Genomic DNA, 17,682 nt, shown 5'->3' on the forward strand with positions numbered 1-17,682 from the left:
CCCCGCGGTAATCGTGTCTGGCAGGCTTCGGTCATGACACCCCGCGCAGCCGACAGGGCCCGCTACGACCGGGCCACCGCTCATCTCGACGCCCCGGTCGCGATCGTCGATCTGGAGGCGTTCGACGCCAACGCGGACGATCTGGTGCGGCGGGCGGGCGGCAAGCCGATCCGCGTCGCGAGCAAGTCGGTGCGCTGTCGCGCGCTGCTCGAACGGGTCCTGGCCAGGGACGGTTTCGCCGGGGTCATGTCGTTCACGCTCGCGGAGTCCCTGTGGCTGGCGCGGTCCGGTTTCGAGGACGTGCTGCTCGCGTATCCGTCGGCGGACCGGGCCGGTTTCGCGGAGCTCGCGCACGATCCGAAGCCGGCGGCGGCGGTCACGGTCATGGTCGACGACCCGGCCCAGCTGCGGCTGATCGACGACGCGCGGGACGGCGGGCGCGAGGAGATCAGGGTCTGTCTGGAACTGGACACCTCGTGGCAGGTGCTCGGCGGGCGCGTGCGGGTCGGCGCCCGCCGCTCCCCGCTCCGCTCCCCCGCCCAGGTCGCCGACATGGCACGCGCCGTGGCCCGGCGGCCGGGGTTCCGGCTCGTGGGTGTGATGGCGTACGAGGGTCATGTCGCGGGTGTCGGTGACGCGGTCGCGGGGCGGCCGGTGCGCTCCCGGGCGATCCGGCTGATGCAGGCCGCGGCCCGTAAGGAGCTGACGGTCAGGCGGGCCGAAGTGGTGCGCGCGGTACGCACGGTGGCGCCGGACCTGGAGTTCGTGAACGGCGGCGGCACGGGCAGTGTGCAGCACACCGCGGCCGAGCCCGCGGTGACCGAGATCGCGGCGGGGTCGGGGCTCTATGTGCCGCGCCTGTTCGACAACTACACGTCGTTCACGGGCCGGCCCGCCGCCCTGTTCGCGCAGCCCGTGGTGCGCAGGCCGGGCGTCGGGGTCGTGACCGTGCTCGGCGGCGGCTACCCGGCGTCGGGCGCCGCGGGAGCCGACCGGCTGCCGGTGCCGTATCTCCCGGAGGGCCTGCGCTACGACCCCCAAGAGGGCCCGGGCGAGGTCCAGACACCGCTGCTCGGGGCACCCGCCGACGATCTGCTGATCGGCGACAAGGTGTGGTTCCGGCATGCGAAGGCCGGCGAGCTGTGCGAGCGGTTCGACGTGCTGCGCCTGGTGGAGGGCGACACGGTGACGGCGACCGTGCCGACGTACCGCGGTGAGGGCTACACGTTCCTCTGAGGATCCCGGGACGGTTCACGGCGTGACGGTGGGGCCGATGCTGCTGCCCACGCCGCCGTCGGACCCGCTGTCGCCCGCCGCCCTGATGCCCTTGACGATGCGGTCCATGTCGGAGAGCGGTGGCGCGTCCTGGCCGGCGTCGACGGTGATGCGGACGGTCACCAGGGCCTCGGAGCCGGCGCTGGAGGGGAAGACGACGGACTGGACGTAACCGCCGGGCCCCTTCGCGGTCTTCACCTTCCAGCGGACGAGGTAGCCGGCGCGCCCGGCGACCGCGGTCTGGCGGGCGGCGATCTGCTGGTGCGACTCGATGCCGCCGAAGGGCTGCTGGTTGATGCCGTTCTTGTCGTACGAGGCGTCCGCGGCGTCCTTGATGTCCCGTTTGGCGATGACTTCGGGCGAGGTCTCGTCGGTCCCGGTGACGGTGCGGGAGACGACGGTGCCGTGCCGGCACAGGCCCGAGTCGCCGGGGCAGTCGTAGGTGCGCGGGGTGGTGATCAGCATGTCGTCGTCGACGACGTTCTCGGCCTTCTGCCAGCCGTCGAGGACGGGGAGCGTGATGCCGTTGAGCTGGTCGACGGCGGTGGACGCGTCCTCGGTGGGGGTGGGCTCGGCGCTGCTCGCCGTGGCGGTCGGGTCCGTGGGTGCCGGGGCGCTCGAGGTGGGCGCCGTGCGGGACTTGGGGTCGTCGTCGCCACGGCCGAGCAGGACGGCACCGGTGGCGATGGAGGCGACGAGCACGATGCCGGCGGCGGCCAGGGCGATGGTCTTCGCGCCGCGGCCCGGTGCGGCGGGCGGGCGCTGCGGGCCCGCGGCGGGGAGCGGGGGCTCGACGGGCGGCCCGAAAGCCTGTGGCGCGGCCGGGGTGTTCTGCGGCTGCCGTCGGTGCTCGGTCCACGCGGCCCCGTCCCACCAGCGCTCGGTGGGCGGGGCCGTGGGGTCCGGGTACCAGCCGGGCGGGGGCGTCATGCTCATCCCGGCACTCTAAGTTGTGCGGGGAAGGTCAGTACACCGCGTCCGCCTGGTCCGGCACGACGGAGCCGTCCGGGCGCAGGACCGGGCCGAAGCCGCCCTCGGGCCTGTTGTACGCGGCCGTGGAGCAGGGGTAGCTGCCGGACTTGCGCGGGAGCGGTTCGATGAACATGGGGTTCACGACCCAGTGCCCGTCGGCGTTGTCGTAGGCGCGGCACATCACCTCGTTCTTGTTGCGGTTGAGCACGAGGTGCGCGCCGGTGGCGTCGCCGACGAAGGTGACGTCGGTGTCGGCGTCACCGCCGCCGAGGGCGATGCGCTTGCCCCAACGCTGCTTCTCCCAGGCAGACTTGCCCTTGATGTGGAAGATGTCCTGGTTGATCCAGCAGCGCTTGCCGTCGATGTACGGGATGGCCTCGCCCTGGGTACGTCCGACCTCGCCGCAGCCTTCGTTGTACGTGGTGATGCGGCCCTTGCCGTCCAGGACGGAGCGGATGGCGATGGTGTGGGCGCGGTCGATGCCGACGCCGCCCCGGCCGCGCGACCACACCTCGGTCACGGGCTCGGATCCGGCCGACACGATGTAGACGTCGAACCCGGCCTTCTGCAGTGTGCGGATGAGGTCGCGCTGCTGCTCGTAGTAGCGCACGTAGCCGGGGATGGTGTGCGTGCCGAGGGTCTGGGTCGAGCCGACGGGGGCGGCGAGGGCCTCGCGGCGGGCCTGTGCGGCGTACGACTCCAGTTCGGGGACGGTGTGTCCGGCGAAGAGCTGTGGCACCCAGGCGTACTGGGGCACGGTGCGGCGGTGGTTCCACTCGCCGGCGAACGCGGCGGCGCCGCTCATGGTTCTGCCGGATTCACGGATGTTGAAGATCTCGTCGGTGCAGTCGGTGTCGGTGGACGTCGGCAGGGGTGCGCCGACGGGGACGGCGGTGCCGCAGGCGGCGGTGAGGGCCTTGTCGGCGTCGTCGGTGAGCCACTTGCTGGTCTTCTTCCAGCTCGCGGGCCGAAGGATCTTGTCGTGCTTGAGCGACCAGGCGATCGTCGCGTCGGTGACGTCGTTCTTGGAGACGGTGTTGTCCCAGTCGAACGCGGCGACGGGGCGGGGGCCGTGGTGGCCTTCGCAGGTCCCGCGCTCGTCGATCATGCGCTGGAGCCTGGCCCGGTTCTGCCCGTGCCACGGCAGCTTCTCCGAGAGCTGCGGGCAGGCCCGGTCGGGGGTGGGAGCGGACGTGGCGGCGGCCGCAGGAGAGACGAGAGCCGTGGCCACCAGGACGGTGACCACGGCTGAAGTCCACGCGGCAACATCTCTGTTACGCATGCCTGGGGACCGTACACCTATATGACACGTCCCCTACAGAGGCGTGACGTACGCCCCCGAGATGCCGCCGTCGACGAGGAAGTCGGTGGCGTTCACGAACGAGGAGTCGTCGCTCGCGAGGAAGGCCACGGCGGCGGCGATCTCGTCGGCGTCCGCGAAGCGGCCGACCGGGATGTGGACGAGGCGGCGCGCGGCGCGCTCGGGGTCCTTGGCGAACAGCTCCTGGAGGAGCGGGGTGTTGACCGGGCCCGGGCACAGGGCGTTGACCCTGATGCCCTCGCGGGCGAACTGCACGCCGAGCTCGCGGGACATGGCGAGGACGCCGCCCTTGGAGGCCGTGTACGAGATCTGGGAGGTCGCCGCGCCCATGCGCGCCACGAACGAGGCGGTGTTGATGATGGAGCCCTTGCCCTGCTGCCGCATGTAGGGGATGGCGGCCTTGCAGCACAGGAAGACGGAGGTGAGGTTGACCTCCTGGACGCGCTTCCAGGCCTCAAGTCCCGTGTCCAGGATGGAGTCGTCGTCGGGGGGCGAGATCCCGGCGTTGTTGAAGGCGATGTCGACCGAGCCGTAGGTGTCGTACGCGGTCTTGAAGAGTGCCTCGACCTGCTCGGCGTCGGTGACGTCGACCTGGACGAAGGTGCCGCCGACGTCTTCGGCGGCCTTCTTGCCGGCGCTCTCGTCGATGTCGGCGCAGACCACGTTCGCCCCTTCGGAGGCGAGGCGGCGGGCGGTGGCCAGGCCGATGCCGCTGCCGGCTCCGGTGATGACGGCGGTGCGGCCCACGAGGCGGCGGCAAATGTTCTCGGTCATGGTGCTTCAGGCCTCCGTGCTTTCCGTGCTGATGAAGACGTTCTTGGTTTCGGTGAAGGCGGTGAGGGCGTCGGGGCCCAGTTCGCGGCCGACGCCGGACTGCTTGTACCCACCGAACGGGGTCGAGTAGCGGACGCTCGAGTGGGAGTTGACCGACAGGTTCCCGGCCCGGACCGCACCGGCGACGCGCAGGGCGCGCCCCACGTCACGGGTCCACAGGGATCCGGAGAGCCCGTACTCGGTGGCGTTGGCGAGCCGGATCGCGTCGGCCTCGTCGTCGAAGGGCAGGACGACGGCGACGGGCCCGAAGACCTCCTCGGCCGCGGCGGGCGCGTCGGGTGCCGTCTCGGTGAGGACGGTCGGCGGGAACCAGAATCCGGCGCCCTCGGGGGCGCTGCCCCGCATGGCGGCCGCTCCCCCGTCGACGTACGAACGGACCCGTTCCAGCTGTGACTTGGAGATGAGCGGGCCCATCTGGGTCTTCTCGTCGGCGGGGTCGCCGACGACGACGGACTCGATCCCGGGCGCGAGCAGGCCGAGGAACCGGTCGTACACGGACCGCTGGACGAGGATGCGGGTGCGGGCGCAGCAGTCCTGGCCGGCGTTGTCGAGGAACGACATGGGGGTCGCGGCGGCCGCCGCCTCGATGTCGGCGTCGGCGAAGACGATGTTCGGGCTCTTGCCGCCGAGTTCGAGGGTCACGCGCTTCACCTGGTCGGCACACTTGGCCATGATCTGTTTGCCGACGCGGGTGGAGCCGGTGAACACGATCTTGGCGATGCCCGGGTGCTCGACGAGGGCGGCTCCCGCCACGCCCCCCGCGCCGGGCAGGACCTGGAAGAGGTACTCGGGAAGCCCTGCTTCCAGGGCGAGTTCGGCGAGGCGGAGCGCGGTGAGCGGCGTCGCCTCGGCGGGCTTGAGGATCACCGCGTTCCCGGCGGCGAGGGCCGGGGCCGTGCCCCACGCGGCGATCGGCATGGGGAAGTTCCAGGGCGCGATGACACCGACGACGCCAAGGGGTTCGAGGATCGTGATGTCGAGACCGCCGGCGACGGGGATCTGCCGGCCGGTGAGGCGCTCCACTCCCCCGGCCGCGTAGTCGAGCAGGTCGCGGACGTTGCCGGCCTCCGAGCGGGCGTTGCCGATGGTGTGTCCGGCCTCGCGCACCTCCAGGCGGGCCAGTTCCTCGACGTGCTCGTCGACGACGGCGGCGAAGCGGCGCAGGAGGCGGGCCCGGTCGGCGGGGGCCGCGGCCGCCCACTCGCGCTGTGCCCGGTGGGCCCGCAACACCGCGGTGTCGACCTGGTCGCGGGAGGTCGCGTGGATCGTGGCGATGACTTCTTCGGTCGCCGGGTTGAGGATGTCGTGCACGCTAGAGCCTTTCGAACGACCTGCGGAGTTCCCAGTCGGTGACGGCTGCGTCGAACGCCTCCAGCTCGACGCGCGCCATGTTGCGGTAGTGCGCGACGACCTCGTCGCCGAACGCGGCCTTGGCGACGGGGCTGGTCTCCCACAGCTCGGCGGCCTCGCGCAGCGTCGTGGGAACGTGCTCGTACTCGCCGGTGTAGGCGTTTCCGGTGCACTCCTCGGGCAGTTCGAGCTTCTGCTCGATGCCGTACAGGCCGGCGGCCACCAGTCCGGCGACCGCGAGGTGCGGGTTGACGTCGCCGCCGGGCAGGCGGTTCTCGAAGCGCATCGAGCGGCCGTGGCCGACGACGCGGAGCGCGCAGGTGCGGTTGTCGTGGCCCCAGGCGGCGGCGGTCGGCGCGAAGGAGCCCGGCTGGAACCGCTTGTACGAGTTGATGTTGGGCGCGTAGAGCAGCGAGAAGTCACGCAGCGCGGCGAGCTGGCCCGCGAGGAAGTGCCGCATCACCGGCGACATCCCGCCGGGGTCGTCCGCGGTCCCCGCCATGACGTTGGTGCCGTCGGCATCCTGGAGCGAGAGGTGGATGTGACAGGAGTTGCCCTCGCGCTCGTTGAACTTGGCCATGAAGGTGAGCGAGACACCCTCCTGGGCCGCGATCTCCTTGGCGCCCGTCTTGTAGATGGCGTGCTGGTCGCAGGTGACGAGGGCCTCGTCGTAGCGGAACACGATCTCGTGCTGGCCCGGGTTGCACTCGCCCTTGGCGGACTCGACGACGAGCCCGGCCGCCGCCATGTCGTTGCGGATGCGGCGCAGGAGCGGCTCGATGCGTCCGGTGCCGAGGACCGAGTAGTCGATGTTGTACTGGTTGGCCGGGGTGAGGTTCTTGTAGCCCGCGTCCCAGGCCTGCTCGTAGGTGTCCTTGAAGACGATGAACTCGAGCTCCGTGCCGACGTGGGCGGTGTAGCCGTGTTCGGCGAGCCGGTCGAGCTGGCGGCGCAGGATCTGCCGGGGCGCGGCCACGACGGGCGAGGCGTCGTTCCACGCGAGGTCCGCGATGAGCATCGCGGTGCCGTCGTTCCAGGGAACGCGGCGCAGGGTGGAGAGGTCGGCGTGCATGGCGAAGTCGCCGTAGCCGCGGTCCCAGGAGGACATCTCGTATCCGTCGACCGTGTTCATCTCGGTGTCGACGGCGAGGAGGTAGTTGCAGCCCTCCGTGCCGTGGGCGAGGACCTCGTCGAGGAAGAAACGGGCGGCGAACCGCTTGCCCTGCAGCCGCCCTTGCATATCGGGGAAGGCCAGGACGACAGTGTCGATCTCTCCACTCTCGACGAGGGACGTGAGCTCCTCGACGCCGAGCGGGGGTGTGCGGTCTGCCACGGGAAGGCCTCCTTCGGGCTTCTTCGGTCAGCCGGAAGCCATAAGGTATTGCGGAGAACCATTGCTTGGGAAGGGGGTACGGCCATATGTCGCACACCGATGACGAGGACCGGCTCACGCCGGTGCTGCGGCCCGTGCGGGCGGGCAACGGATTCGAGGAGGCCCTGGAGCAGATCCTCCAGGTCGTCCGGCTCGGCCTGGTGTCGGGGGGTGAACGCCTGCCGTCCGAACGGGAGTTGGCGGACCGGCTCGGGATCAGCAGGGTGACGCTGCGGGAGGTCCTGAAGGTGCTCCAGGACCAGGGCCTGGTCGAGTCGCGGCGCGGGCGCTACGGCGGCACGTTCGTGGTGGCGCGCACGGACACGCCGGGCGAGGACGAGCTGCGCCGCCGCCTCAAGGGCGTCGACGTCGAGGACGCGCTGCGCTTCCGCGAGGTCCTGGAGGTCGGAGCGGCCGGCCTGTGCGCCGCGCACGGTCTCACCGACGAACAGACCGAACGGCTGCGCGGCGCCCTCGCGCGCACCCATGACGCACCCCTCGCCGACTACCGCCGCCTCGACACGCTGCTCCATCTCACGCTCGCCGAGCTGTGCGGGTCACCCTCGCTCACGGCTCAGTACGCGGCGGTCCGCGCGACGGTGAACGACCTCCTCGACTGCATCCCGCTGTTGGTACGAAACCTGGAGCATTCGCAGCGCCAGCACACGGCCCTGGTGGAGGCGGTGCTCGACGGGGACGCGGACGGGGCACGGGAGATGATGCGCGAGCACTGCGCCGGCACGGCCGCCCTCCTGCGGGGCTTCCTGACCTGAGCCCGTGATTAACCGGCGCGTAACGCAGGGGTCTTGATTTCTTCGCACGCTCCCCGCAAAGGTATGGATCCACTCCATTGAGCATCCACCGCACGACGGGGAGCCCGCGCCATGACCTTGGACACCCAGAACACCCGCCCCACCGGTGATACGGGGGACGACTATCTGGAACGCAGAACGCTGCGCCGCGGCAGCGCGGGCTGGCTGCTCCTGACCGGGCTCGGCGTCGCGTACGTCGTCTCCGGCGACTACTCGGGCTGGAACTTCGGCCTGGCGCAGGGCGGCTTCGGCGGCCTCGGGATCGCGATGGCCCTGATGGGCGTCATGTACGCGTGCATGGTGTTCTCGCTGGCGGAGCTGTCCTCGGTGCTGCCCACGGCGGGCGGCGGCTACGGCTTCGCCCGCCGCGCCCTCGGCCCCTGGGGCGGCTTCCTCACCGGCACGGCGATCCTCATCGAGTACGTCCTCGCGCCGGCCGCCATCTCCATCTTCATCGGCGACTACGTCGAGTCGCTCGGCCTGTTCGGCCTGACCTCCGGCTGGCCCGTCCACCTGGCCTGCTTCGTCGTCTTCATCGGCATCCACCTGTGGGGCGTGGGCGAGGCGCTGCGCTTCAGCTTCGTGGTCACCGGCATCGCGGTCGCGGCGCTGCTCGTCTTCGCGGTCGCCGCGTTCACCGACTTCGACGCGTCGAGGCTCAACGACATCCCGGTGGACACCGGAGCGTTCGGCGCCAACTCCTGGCTTCCGATGGGCCTGTTGGGCATCTGGGCGGCGTTCCCGTTCGGCATGTGGTTCTTCCTGGGTGTGGAGGGCGTGCCGCTCGCGGCCGAGGAGACCAAGGACCCGGCGCGCACCCTGCCGCGCGCCATCCGCTGGTCCATGGCGATCCTCGTCGTGCTCGCCGTCCTGACGTTCCTCGCCTCGTCGGGGGCGCGCGGTTCGGCCGCGATCCAGGAGGCGGGTAACCCGCTCGTCGAGGCGCTCCAGCCCGGCGGCAAGGCGACCGCGCTGAGCCGCATCGTGAACTACGCGGGGCTCGCGGGCCTGGTGGCGTCGTTCTTCTCGCTCATCTACGCGGGCTCGCGCCAGCTCTTCGCGCTCTCCCGCGCGGGCTACCTCCCCCGCTTCCTGTCGCTCACCAACCGGCGCAAGGCGCCCTACCTCGGCCTGCTCGTGCCGGGCGCGATCGGCTTCGCGCTGGCGGCCGCGACGGGCGACGGTGCCCGCATGCTGAACGTCGCGGTGTTCGGCGCCACGATCTCGTACGCTCTGATGTCCCTGTCGCACATCGTGCTGCGGCGCCGGGAACCGGGCCTCGAGCGGCCGTACCGCACTCCGGGCGGCGTGCTCACGTCCTCCGTGGCGCTGGTCCTCGCGTGCGCGGCGCTGGTCGCCACCTTCCTGGTGGACGTCACGGCGGCGCTGATCGCGCTCGGGGTGTACGCGGTGGCGATCGGGTACTTCGGGGCCTACAGCCGCAGGCATCTGGTGGCGCGGGCCCCCGAGGAGGAGTTCGCGGCGCTCGCGGCGGCAGAGGCCGAACTGGAACGGGATTGACCACGGTGAGGGAGCACGGGCAGATGTTGAGCAGGCCGCTGATCGGGGTCAGCACCTACCTGGAGGAGAAGGCGAGCTGGGGTGTGTGGGAGCTGCCCGCCGCGCTGCTGCCCGCCGGGTACCCGCGGCTCGTGCAGTCCGCGGGCGGCCTCGCCGCGATGGTGCCGCCGGACGACCCCAAGTACGCGCCCTCGGTGGTCGCGCGGCTCGACGGGCTCGTCGTCTCGGGCGGGCCCGACGTGGAGCCGGGCCGCTACGGCGCCGAGCGCGAGGACCGCACGGGGCCGCCCGCGGTGGAGCGGGACGCGTGGGAACTGGCCCTGATCCGTGCGGCGTTGGCGTCCGGCAAGCCGCTGCTCGGCATCTGCCGGGGCATGCAGCTCCTGAACGTGGCGCTCGGCGGCACGCTCACCCAGCACATCGAGGGACACGTCAAGGACATCGGCGTCTTCGGGAAGCACGCGGTGACGCCCGTGCCCGGGACGCGGTACGGCGAGCTGGTGCCCGAGGAGTCGGACGTTCCGACGTACCACCATCAGGCGGTCGACCGTCTCGGCCGGGGTCTGGTCGCGTCGGCGCACGCGGCGGACGGGACGGTCGAGGCGGTCGAACTCCAGGGCCTCACCTGGGTGCTCGGTGTGCAGTGGCACCCTGAGATGGGCGAGGACGCGCGCGTCATGGGCGGCCTGATACACGCGGCGGCGCGGGGCGGCTCCTGACGTTACGGGTGAGGCTCAGGCCGGTCCGCGGGTGAGCGCGAGCAGCTCCCTGGCCGGCCCCACCGGGCGGTGACCGGTCGGCCAGACCGCGCGCAGGTCCCTGCGCAGCCGTACGCCTTCGAGCGGGATCTCGACGAGCCTGCGGGCGGCGAGCTCCTCGCCGACTGCGAGCTCGCTCAGGACGGAGGGGCCCGCGCCGCTCACCGCGGCCGCCTTCACCGCGGTCGTCGACGACAGCTCGATGAGGGGGCGGGCCAGGCCGCCGAGCGCGGCGTCGAGGACCTGGCGGGTGCCCGAGCCGCGCTCGCGCAGGATGAGCGGGGTCGCCGCCAGCTCGTCGGCCGCCAGCGGCTTCCTGCGCCGGGCCCACGGGTGTCCGGGGGCGGTGACCACGATGAGCCGGTCGTGGGCGATGACGGTGGCGTCCAGGCCCGCGGGCACCGCGAGGCCCTCGACGAAGCCGAGGTCCGCGTCGCCGGACAGGAGGCGCTCCGCGACCGCCGCCGAGTTGCCCGCGTGGAGCGACACGGCCGTGTCGGGGCGCTCCGCGCGCAGCGCGAGCAGCCAGTTCGGCAGCAGGTACTCGGCGATCGTCATGCTCGCGGCGACCCGCAGCCGCGAGTCACGGCGGTCGCGCAGCGCCTGCGCCCCCACGTCGAAGGCCGCCGCCGCCTCGACGATCCGGCGCGCCCAGTCCGTGACGAGCGCGCCCGCGTCGGTGAGCCGTGAGCCGCGCGGCGACCGGTCGACCAGGGCGACCCCGAGCTGGCGTTCCATGGAGCGGATACGGCTGCTGGCCGCGGGCTGCGTGATGCCCATCTCGCGGGCGGCCCGGCCGAGGCTGCCGAGTCGTGCCACGGCGAGGAGGAGTTCGAGGGCGCCGAGGTCGGGGACCCGGTGGGCGAGCCCCGCCCCCGTCGTCGAACCGTCCGCCGCACCCGCCGTATCGCCACTCATAAATCCAGCTTATGCCCTCATAGAGACATGGTCCCTGGTGGGGGGAGCCGCCCGCCGCGACCGTGGTGTCATGGTCACCGCCGCCCAGCCGCTCACGGCCGCCCGCATCCCGTCCCTTCGATGTCCCGCCGTCCGCCATCTCGGCCCCAACTGGTACGCGTCCGTGATGGGAACCGCGATCATCGCGAACGCGGGCGCCGCGCTTCCCGTACACGTTCCGGGCCTGCGGGCCCTGTGCACCGCGATGTGGGCGCTGTCCCTCGTGGCGCTCCTCGCCCTCCTCACGGCCCGCGCCCTGCACTGGACGCACCACAGCGACCGCGCCAAGGAGCATCTGCTCGACCCGGCCGTGGCCCCCTTCTACGGCTGCCTCGCGATGGCCCTGCTCGCTGTCGGCGGCGGCACGATGCTCGTCGGCCAGGACTGGATCGGTACGCAGGCGGCGGTCGCCCTGGACACGGTGCTCTTCACGGCGGGGACGGTGATCGGGCTCGCCGCGGCGGTGACCGTCCCGTACCTGATGGTGGCCAGGCACCGGATCGAGCCGGGCCAGGCGTCCCCCGTGTGGCTGCTCCCCGTCGTGGCGCCCATGGTGTCCGCGGCCGTCGGTCCGCTCCTGGTGCCGCATCTCCCGTCGGGCCAGTGGCAGCAGACACTGCTCCTCGCCTGTGTCGCCATGTTCGGGCTCAGCCTGATCGCCACCGCGGTGATGCTTCCGGTGATCTTCGCGCGCCTGGTGACGGCGGGACCGCTGCCGCTGATGCTCACGCCGGCGCTGTTCCTCGTGCTCGGCCCCCTCGGCCAGTCGACGACCGCCGTCAACAAGTTCGCGGACACCGCGCCGGGCGTCCTGCCGGCCCCGTACGCCGAGGGGTTCGGCGTCTTCGCCGTCCTGTACGGAGTCCCCGTGATGGGGTTCGCGCTGCTGTGGCTGGCGCTCGCGGCGGCGCTCGTGGTGCGGGCCCGACGCCGCGGCATGCGGTTCTCGATGACGTGGTGGGCGTTCACCTTCCCCATCGGCACGTGTGTCACCGGCGCGGAGGGCCTCGCCACACACACGGGGCTCGCGGTGTACGACGTGCTCGCGGTCGTCCTGTACGCCGTGCTCGTCGCGGCCTGGGCCTTCGCCGCCGCGCCCACGGTTCGCGGCCTGATCAGCGGAGAGCTGCTCGCAGCGCCGCGCCCAGTACCTCCGGCGCCCGCGCCAACGACGGCCCGTACCACGTGAGATGACGCCCGCTGACGAGCGCGGCGGGCACCGGGAACTGCTCGGGCCCGTCGTCGTGCGTGAAGCGGTACGGCTCGTCGGGCAGCACCACCAGGTCGATGTCCGCCGAGCGCAACTCGTCGGCCGCCAGGCGCGGATAGCGCTCGCCGTGGTCCGCGTACACGTTGTCCACGCCGAGCCGGGCGAGCACGTCACCGGCGAAGGTGTCCCTGCCGAGCACCATCCAGGGGCGCCGCCACACCGGCACCGCCGCCCGCAGCCGCCGGGAGGGCGGTTCCAGCCCGTCCCAGGCCGCCGCGGCCTCGTCCAGCCAGCCGGGCCGGCGTGGCGAACCGCAGGCCCTGAGGACCCGCTCCAGCTCACGCAGCGCGCCCGGCAGATCGCGGATCTCGGTGACGAGGACATCGAGTCCCGCGGCGCGCAGGGCCGCGAGGTCGGGCGCGCGGTTCTCCTCCTCGTTGGCGATGACCAGATCGGGGGCGAGGGCGACGATCCGTTCCACGGCGGGGTTCTTCGTGCCGCCGATCCGGACGAGGCCGCTGCCGAGGTCCGCCGGGTGCGTGCACCAGTCCGTGGCCCCGACGAGCACTCCGGGCAGGGTGACGGCAACGGCCTCGGTCAGCGAGGGGACGAGGGAGACGACGCGCGGGCCGCGGGGAACGGTCACCGCCCGGGTTCGTCCAGTGCCTCGATGTGTTCGGCCACCGCGACGACGAGCACGCGGGCGTCCGCACCGGTGGCCCGCCACCGGTGCCGTACGCCACCGGTCAGATACAGGGTGTCACCGCGGCCCAGGCGATAGGCCCGGCCCTCGGCCTCGACCTCGACGGCCCCTTCGGTGACGTACATGAGCACGTCGTTGCGGAGCTGGAACTCGCGGCCCGGGTCGTGGTCGCCGATGAACTCCTCGGCGTGCAGCTGGTGATGACCTCGCACGAGGGAGCGCACGACGGAGTCGGGGGACGCTTCCTCGACGACCGTGGTGTCGTCGGCGCGCACCAGGTCCACGGTGTGGGCGGGGTCCGCGGCGGCAAGCAGCTCGACCGCCGTGGTGCCGAGCGCGTCGGCGACCTTCTCCAGGGAGCGCCGGCTCGGCCGGGCGCGTTCGTTCTCGACCTGGCTCAGGAACGGGACGGACAGGCCGCTTCGCTCGGCCACGGTGGCAAGGGTGAGCTCCTGGCCCCGGCGCCTGCGCCGCACGGCCGCGCCCACCCGAAGAGTCTCCTTGTGTTCGTCCATCCCTCCGGCTCCCTCCCGCGCGTCGTCACCTGTTCGGTTCCTTGCACCCTACGCAGGTTCACCGGACGGTTTCACGTGAGCGGCGGAACGCGCGTGGGCGGCCGGTGCTGAACACCGGCCGCCCACGCGCGTTGGTACTGCTTCGGAACGTACTCGGGAACTACTGCGGAGCCATCCGGTCCGCGACACCCTTGTGCGTCTTCAGCCACGCGTCCACGGCCTCTTCCTCATGGCCCTGACCGCGCTTCTTGATCTCCGCCTCGAGGCTGCCCAGCTCGCTCTCGCTCAGCTTGAAGTTCTTGAACCACTTCGTGAGCTGCGGGTACTTCGAGGGGAAGCTCTTGTTGGCGATGGTGCGGATCGTGTTGCCCTCGCCGAAGAGCTTCTTGGAGTCGGTCAGCTTGTTGAGCTTGTACTCGCTGTACGCCCAGTGCGGCGACCAGAGCACGACGGCGACCGGCTGCTTCTTGGCGTACGCGCGCTTCAGCTCGGCGAGCATCGCGGGCGTGGAGCCGTCGACGACCTTGTACTCCTTGTCCAGGCCGTAGCCCGGCAGGACGTTCTTCTTCAGCAGGTTCATCTCGCCGGTGCCCGGCTCGATTCCGATGATCTTGCCGTCGAAGGTGGAGCCCTTGCCCTTGAGGTCCTCGAGGGACTTGACGCCCTTCACGTAGGACGGCACGGCGATCTCGAGCGACGTCGGGCTGTACCAGGAGCCCAGGTCGATCAGGTTGTCCTTGTGCTTGTCCCAGTAGTTCTTCTGGGCATAGGGCAGCCAGGCGTCGAAGTTGACGTCCAGGTCGCCGGAGCCGAGACCCGTGTAGACCGGGCCGACGTCCATCTGCTTCAGGTTGAGCTTGTAGCCGCGGTCGCCGAGGACCCGCTTCCACAGATAGGTGACCGCGACGTCCTCGTCCCAGGGGAACCAGGCGACGTTCACCGGACGGGCGGCCTCGCCCTTGCCGCCGGCCGTCGACGACTTCTTGACCGGGGCCAGCTTGTCGACGACGCCGGGGTTGGACTTCAGCCAGGTCTTGACGGCGTCCTGCTGCTTGCCCTTGCCGGCCTTGTTGATCTCGGCCTCAAGACTCGTGAGCTGCTTCTCGGTCATGTTGAAGTTCTTGAGCCACTTGCCGACCTCGGGGTTGTCGTCGGCGAAGCCCTTGCGGGACAGCGTGTGCACGCCGTCGCCCTTGCCCCAGGCGCCCTTCGGGTCCTTGAGCTTCTTCAGCTTGTAGTCGCTGTACGCCCAGTGCGGGGACCAGAGCGTCGTGACGATCGGCTGCTTCTTGGCGTACGCGCGCTTCAGCTGCGCCAGCATCGCCGGCGTGGAGCTGTCGACGACCTTGTACTCCTTGTCGAGGCCGTACTCCTTGAGGACCTTGTCCTTGAGGATCCCCATCATTCCGGCGCTGGACTCGATGCCGGTGATCTTGCCGCCGAACGTGCCGCTCTTGCCCTTGAGGTCCTCGAGCGAGTCGATGCCCTTCATGTACGCGGGCACGGAGAGCTCCAGCGACGTCGGGCCGTACCAGGAACCCATGTCGTCGAGCTGCTTGCCGTACTTCTTCCAGTACTGGGCGTGCGTGGTCGGCAGCCAGGAGTCGGTCTCGAAGTCGATCTGGCCGGAAGCCAGCGACGTGTACAGCGGCCCGGCTTCGAGCTGCTTGACCTGCACGTCGAATCCGCGCTGCTCGAGGATCTCCTTCCACAGGAAGGTGGAGGCGACGCCCTCGTCCCACGGGATGTAGCCGATGGAGATCTTCTTGCCCTGGCCGACGTCGGACGCGTCGGCCACGGGGTTCTCGCTCTTCGAGCCGCCGAAGATGCCCATGCCGCCCGCGACGAGCGCGAGGATGACGACACCGACGACCGCGACCGCGGCCTGCGGACGATAGTTCCAGACCGTCAGACCGTGCGCGGCGCGCACCTTGGCGAGCGCGCGGCGGCCCATCGGGGACGACTGGGTGCCGAGCGCACTGGTCATGCGGTCGAGGTAGATCGCGAGGATCACGATGGCGACGCCGGACTCGGAGCCGAGGCCGATGTTCAGCTGGCCGATGGCCTCGTTCACGTCGGCGCCGAGGCCCTCGGAGCCGACCATGCCCGCGATGGCGGCCATGGACAGGCCCAGCATGATGACCTGGTTGACACCGGCCATGATCGACGGGAGCGCGAGCGGCAGCTGGACGCGGAACAGCGTGTTGCGCGGGGTGTCACCGAAGGCGTCGGCGGCCTCGACCAGTTCCTTGTCGACCTGCCGGATGCCCAGCTCCGTCATACGGACGCCGGGGGCCAGCGCGAAGATCAGGGTCGCGACGATGCCCGCGGGGGCGCCCGAGCCGAAGAACAGGATGGCCGGGATGAGGTAGATCATCGCGGGCAGCGTCTGCATGAAGTCCAGGACCGGGCGCACGACCGCGCTGACCCGGTTGGAGCGCGACGCCCAGATGCCGACCGGCACCGAGATGACCAGCGCGATGATCGTCGCCACGAGGACGAGCGACAGCGTCATCATCGCGTGGTCCCACAGTTCGAGGGAGTCGATGAACGCGAATCCCACGAAGGTCAGGACACCGGCCACCGTGCCGCGCAGCCAGAAGGCGATCACCGCGAAGATGCCCGCGAGGATCAGCGGCTGCGGGGCCTGGAGGACCCAGTTGATGCCGTCGTAGGCACCGTTGAAGACGTTCTTGAAGAAGTCGAAGAGCCAGGCCGCGTTGCTCAGCAGCCACTCGACGACGTCGTTGACCCAGTCACCGAAGGGAATCCTAGGCACCGGTGCTCACCTTCTTCACCGGCTCGTCGCCCTCGCCACGCGGCGTCGGGACGGCGTCCGTCGGAGTCTTCGTCATGGAGGTCTGCGCGCCGGGCTTCATCGGCTCACCGAGCACGGCGAGGAGCCGTTCCCGCGTCACGACGCCGGTGAGCTTGCCGCTCTTGTCGGTCACGGCGACGGCGACGCCACCCGTGGAGCACGGCGTGAACAGCTCGATGACCGGGGTGTCCTCGGTGACCGTCGCCGGCGCGTCGGACGGGTCGTACCCCTTGTCGGGGGAGGTCATGATCGCACCCGCGGTCAGCACGCGGGAGCGGTCCACGTCCTGGATGAACGAGGCGACGTAGTCGTTGGCCGGCGTGACGAGGATGTCCTCGGCGCTGCCGATCTGGACGATGCGGCCGTCGCGCATGACGGCGATGCGGTCGCCCAGGCGCATGGCCTCGTTCAGGTCGTGGGTGATGAAGACGATGGTCTTCTTCAGGGTCTTCTGGAGCTCCAGGAGCTGGTCCTGCATGTCGCGGCGGATCAGCGGGTCGAGCGCGCTGAACGACTCGTCCATGAGGAGCAGGTCCGCGTCGGTGGCGAGCGCGCGGGCCAGGCCCACGCGCTGCTGCATACCGCCGGAGAGCTCGTCGGGCCAGGACTTCTCCCAGCCGGCGAGACCGGCCAGGCGCAGCGCCTCGACGGCGCGCTTCTCGCGCTCCTTGCGCGGAATGCCCTGGACCTCGAGACCGTACGCGGCGTTCTCGAGCACACTGCGGTGCGGGAAGAGCGCGAAGTGCTGGAAGACCATGCTGATCTTCTTGGAGCGCACGGCGCGCAGCTCGCGGGGGCTGAGTGCGGTCAGATCCTGGCCGTCGAAGCGGACATGCCCTGCTGTGGGCTCGAGCAGTCCGTTCAGCATGCGCAGAAGCGTGGACTTGCCGGAGCCCGACAGACCCATCACGACGAAGATCTGGCCCGGCTCGACGGTGAAGGAAGCGTCGATCACGGCAGCGGTGGTGCCGCCTGCGCGCAGTTCCTCACGGTCTGCTCCGTGGCGGAGTTTCTCCACCGCTTCATCGGGTCGTCTGCCGAACACCTTGTACAGGTCTTCGGCTTGCAGCGTGGACACATACACCTCTCGGGTAGAACCATGACGGCCCGCCTCCCCCGCCGGCGGGCCGTGGAGCGATGCGAGGTCCGCTCGCAGGCCGGAAACACATCCATTGGTTGAATGAGGGACCGGGTTCGCTCCGGGGGCGCGCCTGCCCTCGCTTATGCAGATCAAACGGAAGAGTGTTCCAGTTCACATCGCATT

General features: G+C 70.8%; 15 protein-coding genes. 5 read left to right on the plus strand and 10 right to left on the minus strand.

The window, feature by feature from the left end:
- The first annotated feature begins 33 nt into the window (after positions 1 to 33).
- A complete protein-coding gene (locus CG723_RS32515; protein ID WP_100597081.1) occupies positions 34 to 1,236 on the plus strand; it encodes an amino acid deaminase/aldolase in 1,203 nt (400 codons plus the stop codon).
- Between the two features lie 15 nt (positions 1,237 to 1,251).
- On the opposite strand, the gene CG723_RS32520 is transcribed toward CG723_RS32515, so the two are convergent.
- Genes CG723_RS32520 through CG723_RS32540 form a run of 5 tightly spaced genes read right to left on the minus strand, consistent with a single transcriptional unit; the run spans position 1,252 to position 7,085 of the window.
- Positions 1,252 to 2,211, minus strand: a complete 960-nt coding sequence (locus CG723_RS32520; RefSeq protein ID WP_234374645.1) for a DUF2510 domain-containing protein — start codon at positions 2,209 to 2,211, stop codon at positions 1,252 to 1,254.
- 28 nt (positions 2,212 to 2,239) lie between these two features.
- Positions 2,240 to 3,529, minus strand: coding sequence for a hypothetical protein (locus CG723_RS32525; protein WP_100597083.1), 1,290 nt, complete (start codon positions 3,527 to 3,529; stop codon positions 2,240 to 2,242).
- A gap of 33 nt (positions 3,530 to 3,562) precedes the next feature.
- Positions 3,563 to 4,342, minus strand: a complete 780-nt coding sequence (locus tag CG723_RS32530; RefSeq protein ID WP_100597084.1) for a 3-oxoacyl-ACP reductase — start codon at positions 4,340 to 4,342, stop codon at positions 3,563 to 3,565.
- A gap of 6 nt (positions 4,343 to 4,348) precedes the next feature.
- Entirely contained in the window at positions 4,349 to 5,713 is a 1,365-nt protein-coding gene (locus CG723_RS32535) for an aldehyde dehydrogenase family protein (RefSeq protein ID WP_100597085.1), read from the minus strand.
- A 1-nt stretch (position 5,714) separates the two neighbouring features.
- On the minus strand, positions 5,715 to 7,085 hold the full coding sequence (locus CG723_RS32540; protein WP_100597086.1) for a glutamine synthetase family protein: 1,371 nt from the start codon (positions 7,083 to 7,085) through the stop codon (positions 5,715 to 5,717).
- Positions 7,086 to 7,171: 86 nt separating this feature from the next.
- On the opposite strand from CG723_RS32540, the gene CG723_RS32545 reads away from it, so the two are divergent.
- From CG723_RS32545 to CG723_RS32555, 3 genes are all read left to right on the plus strand, one after another.
- Positions 7,172 to 7,897, plus strand: a complete 726-nt coding sequence (locus CG723_RS32545) for a FadR/GntR family transcriptional regulator (RefSeq protein ID WP_100597087.1) — start codon at positions 7,172 to 7,174, stop codon at positions 7,895 to 7,897.
- Between the two features lie 111 nt (positions 7,898 to 8,008).
- On the plus strand, positions 8,009 to 9,457 hold the full coding sequence (gene eat / locus CG723_RS32550; protein ID WP_100597088.1) for an ethanolamine permease: 1,449 nt from the start codon (positions 8,009 to 8,011) through the stop codon (positions 9,455 to 9,457).
- Positions 9,458 to 9,480: 23 nt separating this feature from the next.
- Positions 9,481 to 10,176, plus strand: a complete 696-nt coding sequence (locus tag CG723_RS32555) for a gamma-glutamyl-gamma-aminobutyrate hydrolase family protein (protein WP_199841986.1) — start codon at positions 9,481 to 9,483, stop codon at positions 10,174 to 10,176.
- 15 nt (positions 10,177 to 10,191) lie between these two features.
- Here CG723_RS32555 and CG723_RS32560 read toward each other — a convergent pair whose 3' ends face one another.
- A complete protein-coding gene (locus CG723_RS32560) occupies positions 10,192 to 11,133 on the minus strand; it encodes a LysR family transcriptional regulator (RefSeq protein ID WP_100597089.1) in 942 nt (313 codons plus the stop codon).
- A 70-nt stretch (positions 11,134 to 11,203) separates the two neighbouring features.
- On the opposite strand from CG723_RS32560, the gene CG723_RS32565 reads away from it, so the two are divergent.
- Positions 11,204 to 12,361: a TDT family transporter gene (locus tag CG723_RS32565; RefSeq protein WP_100597090.1), complete on the plus strand. Its 1,158-nt coding sequence runs from the start codon at positions 11,204 to 11,206 to the stop codon at positions 12,359 to 12,361.
- Here CG723_RS32565 and CG723_RS32570 read toward each other — a convergent pair.
- The 4 genes from CG723_RS32570 to CG723_RS32585 all read right to left on the minus strand — a co-directional run bounded on the left by CG723_RS32570 (position 12,288) and on the right by CG723_RS32585 (position 17,496).
- Positions 12,288 to 13,028 carry a helical backbone metal receptor gene (locus tag CG723_RS32570; RefSeq protein WP_100597091.1) on the minus strand — a complete coding sequence of 247 codons (741 nt, stop codon included), beginning with the start codon at positions 13,026 to 13,028 and terminating at the stop codon, positions 12,288 to 12,290. The two genes, CG723_RS32565 and CG723_RS32570, sit on opposite strands and share 74 nt — an antisense overlap.
- Positions 13,025 to 13,600 carry a helix-turn-helix domain-containing protein gene (locus CG723_RS32575; RefSeq protein ID WP_100597092.1) on the minus strand — a complete coding sequence of 192 codons (576 nt, stop codon included), beginning with the start codon at positions 13,598 to 13,600 and terminating at the stop codon, positions 13,025 to 13,027. Before CG723_RS32575 ends, CG723_RS32570 begins: the two co-directional genes overlap by 4 nt.
- A gap of 160 nt (positions 13,601 to 13,760) precedes the next feature.
- On the minus strand, positions 13,761 to 16,379 hold the full coding sequence (locus CG723_RS32580; protein ID WP_100597093.1) for an ABC transporter permease/substrate binding protein: 2,619 nt from the start codon (positions 16,377 to 16,379) through the stop codon (positions 13,761 to 13,763).
- Positions 16,372 to 17,496, minus strand: a complete 1,125-nt coding sequence (locus CG723_RS32585; RefSeq protein WP_100597136.1) for a quaternary amine ABC transporter ATP-binding protein — start codon at positions 17,494 to 17,496, stop codon at positions 16,372 to 16,374. The genes CG723_RS32580 and CG723_RS32585 overlap by 8 nt, the downstream gene beginning before the upstream one ends.
- Between the last annotated feature and the right edge of the window lie 186 nt (positions 17,497 to 17,682).

Source organism: Streptomyces sp. CB01635 (assembly GCF_002803065.1).
Taxonomy (GTDB): Bacteria; Actinomycetota; Actinomycetes; order Streptomycetales; family Streptomycetaceae; genus Streptomyces.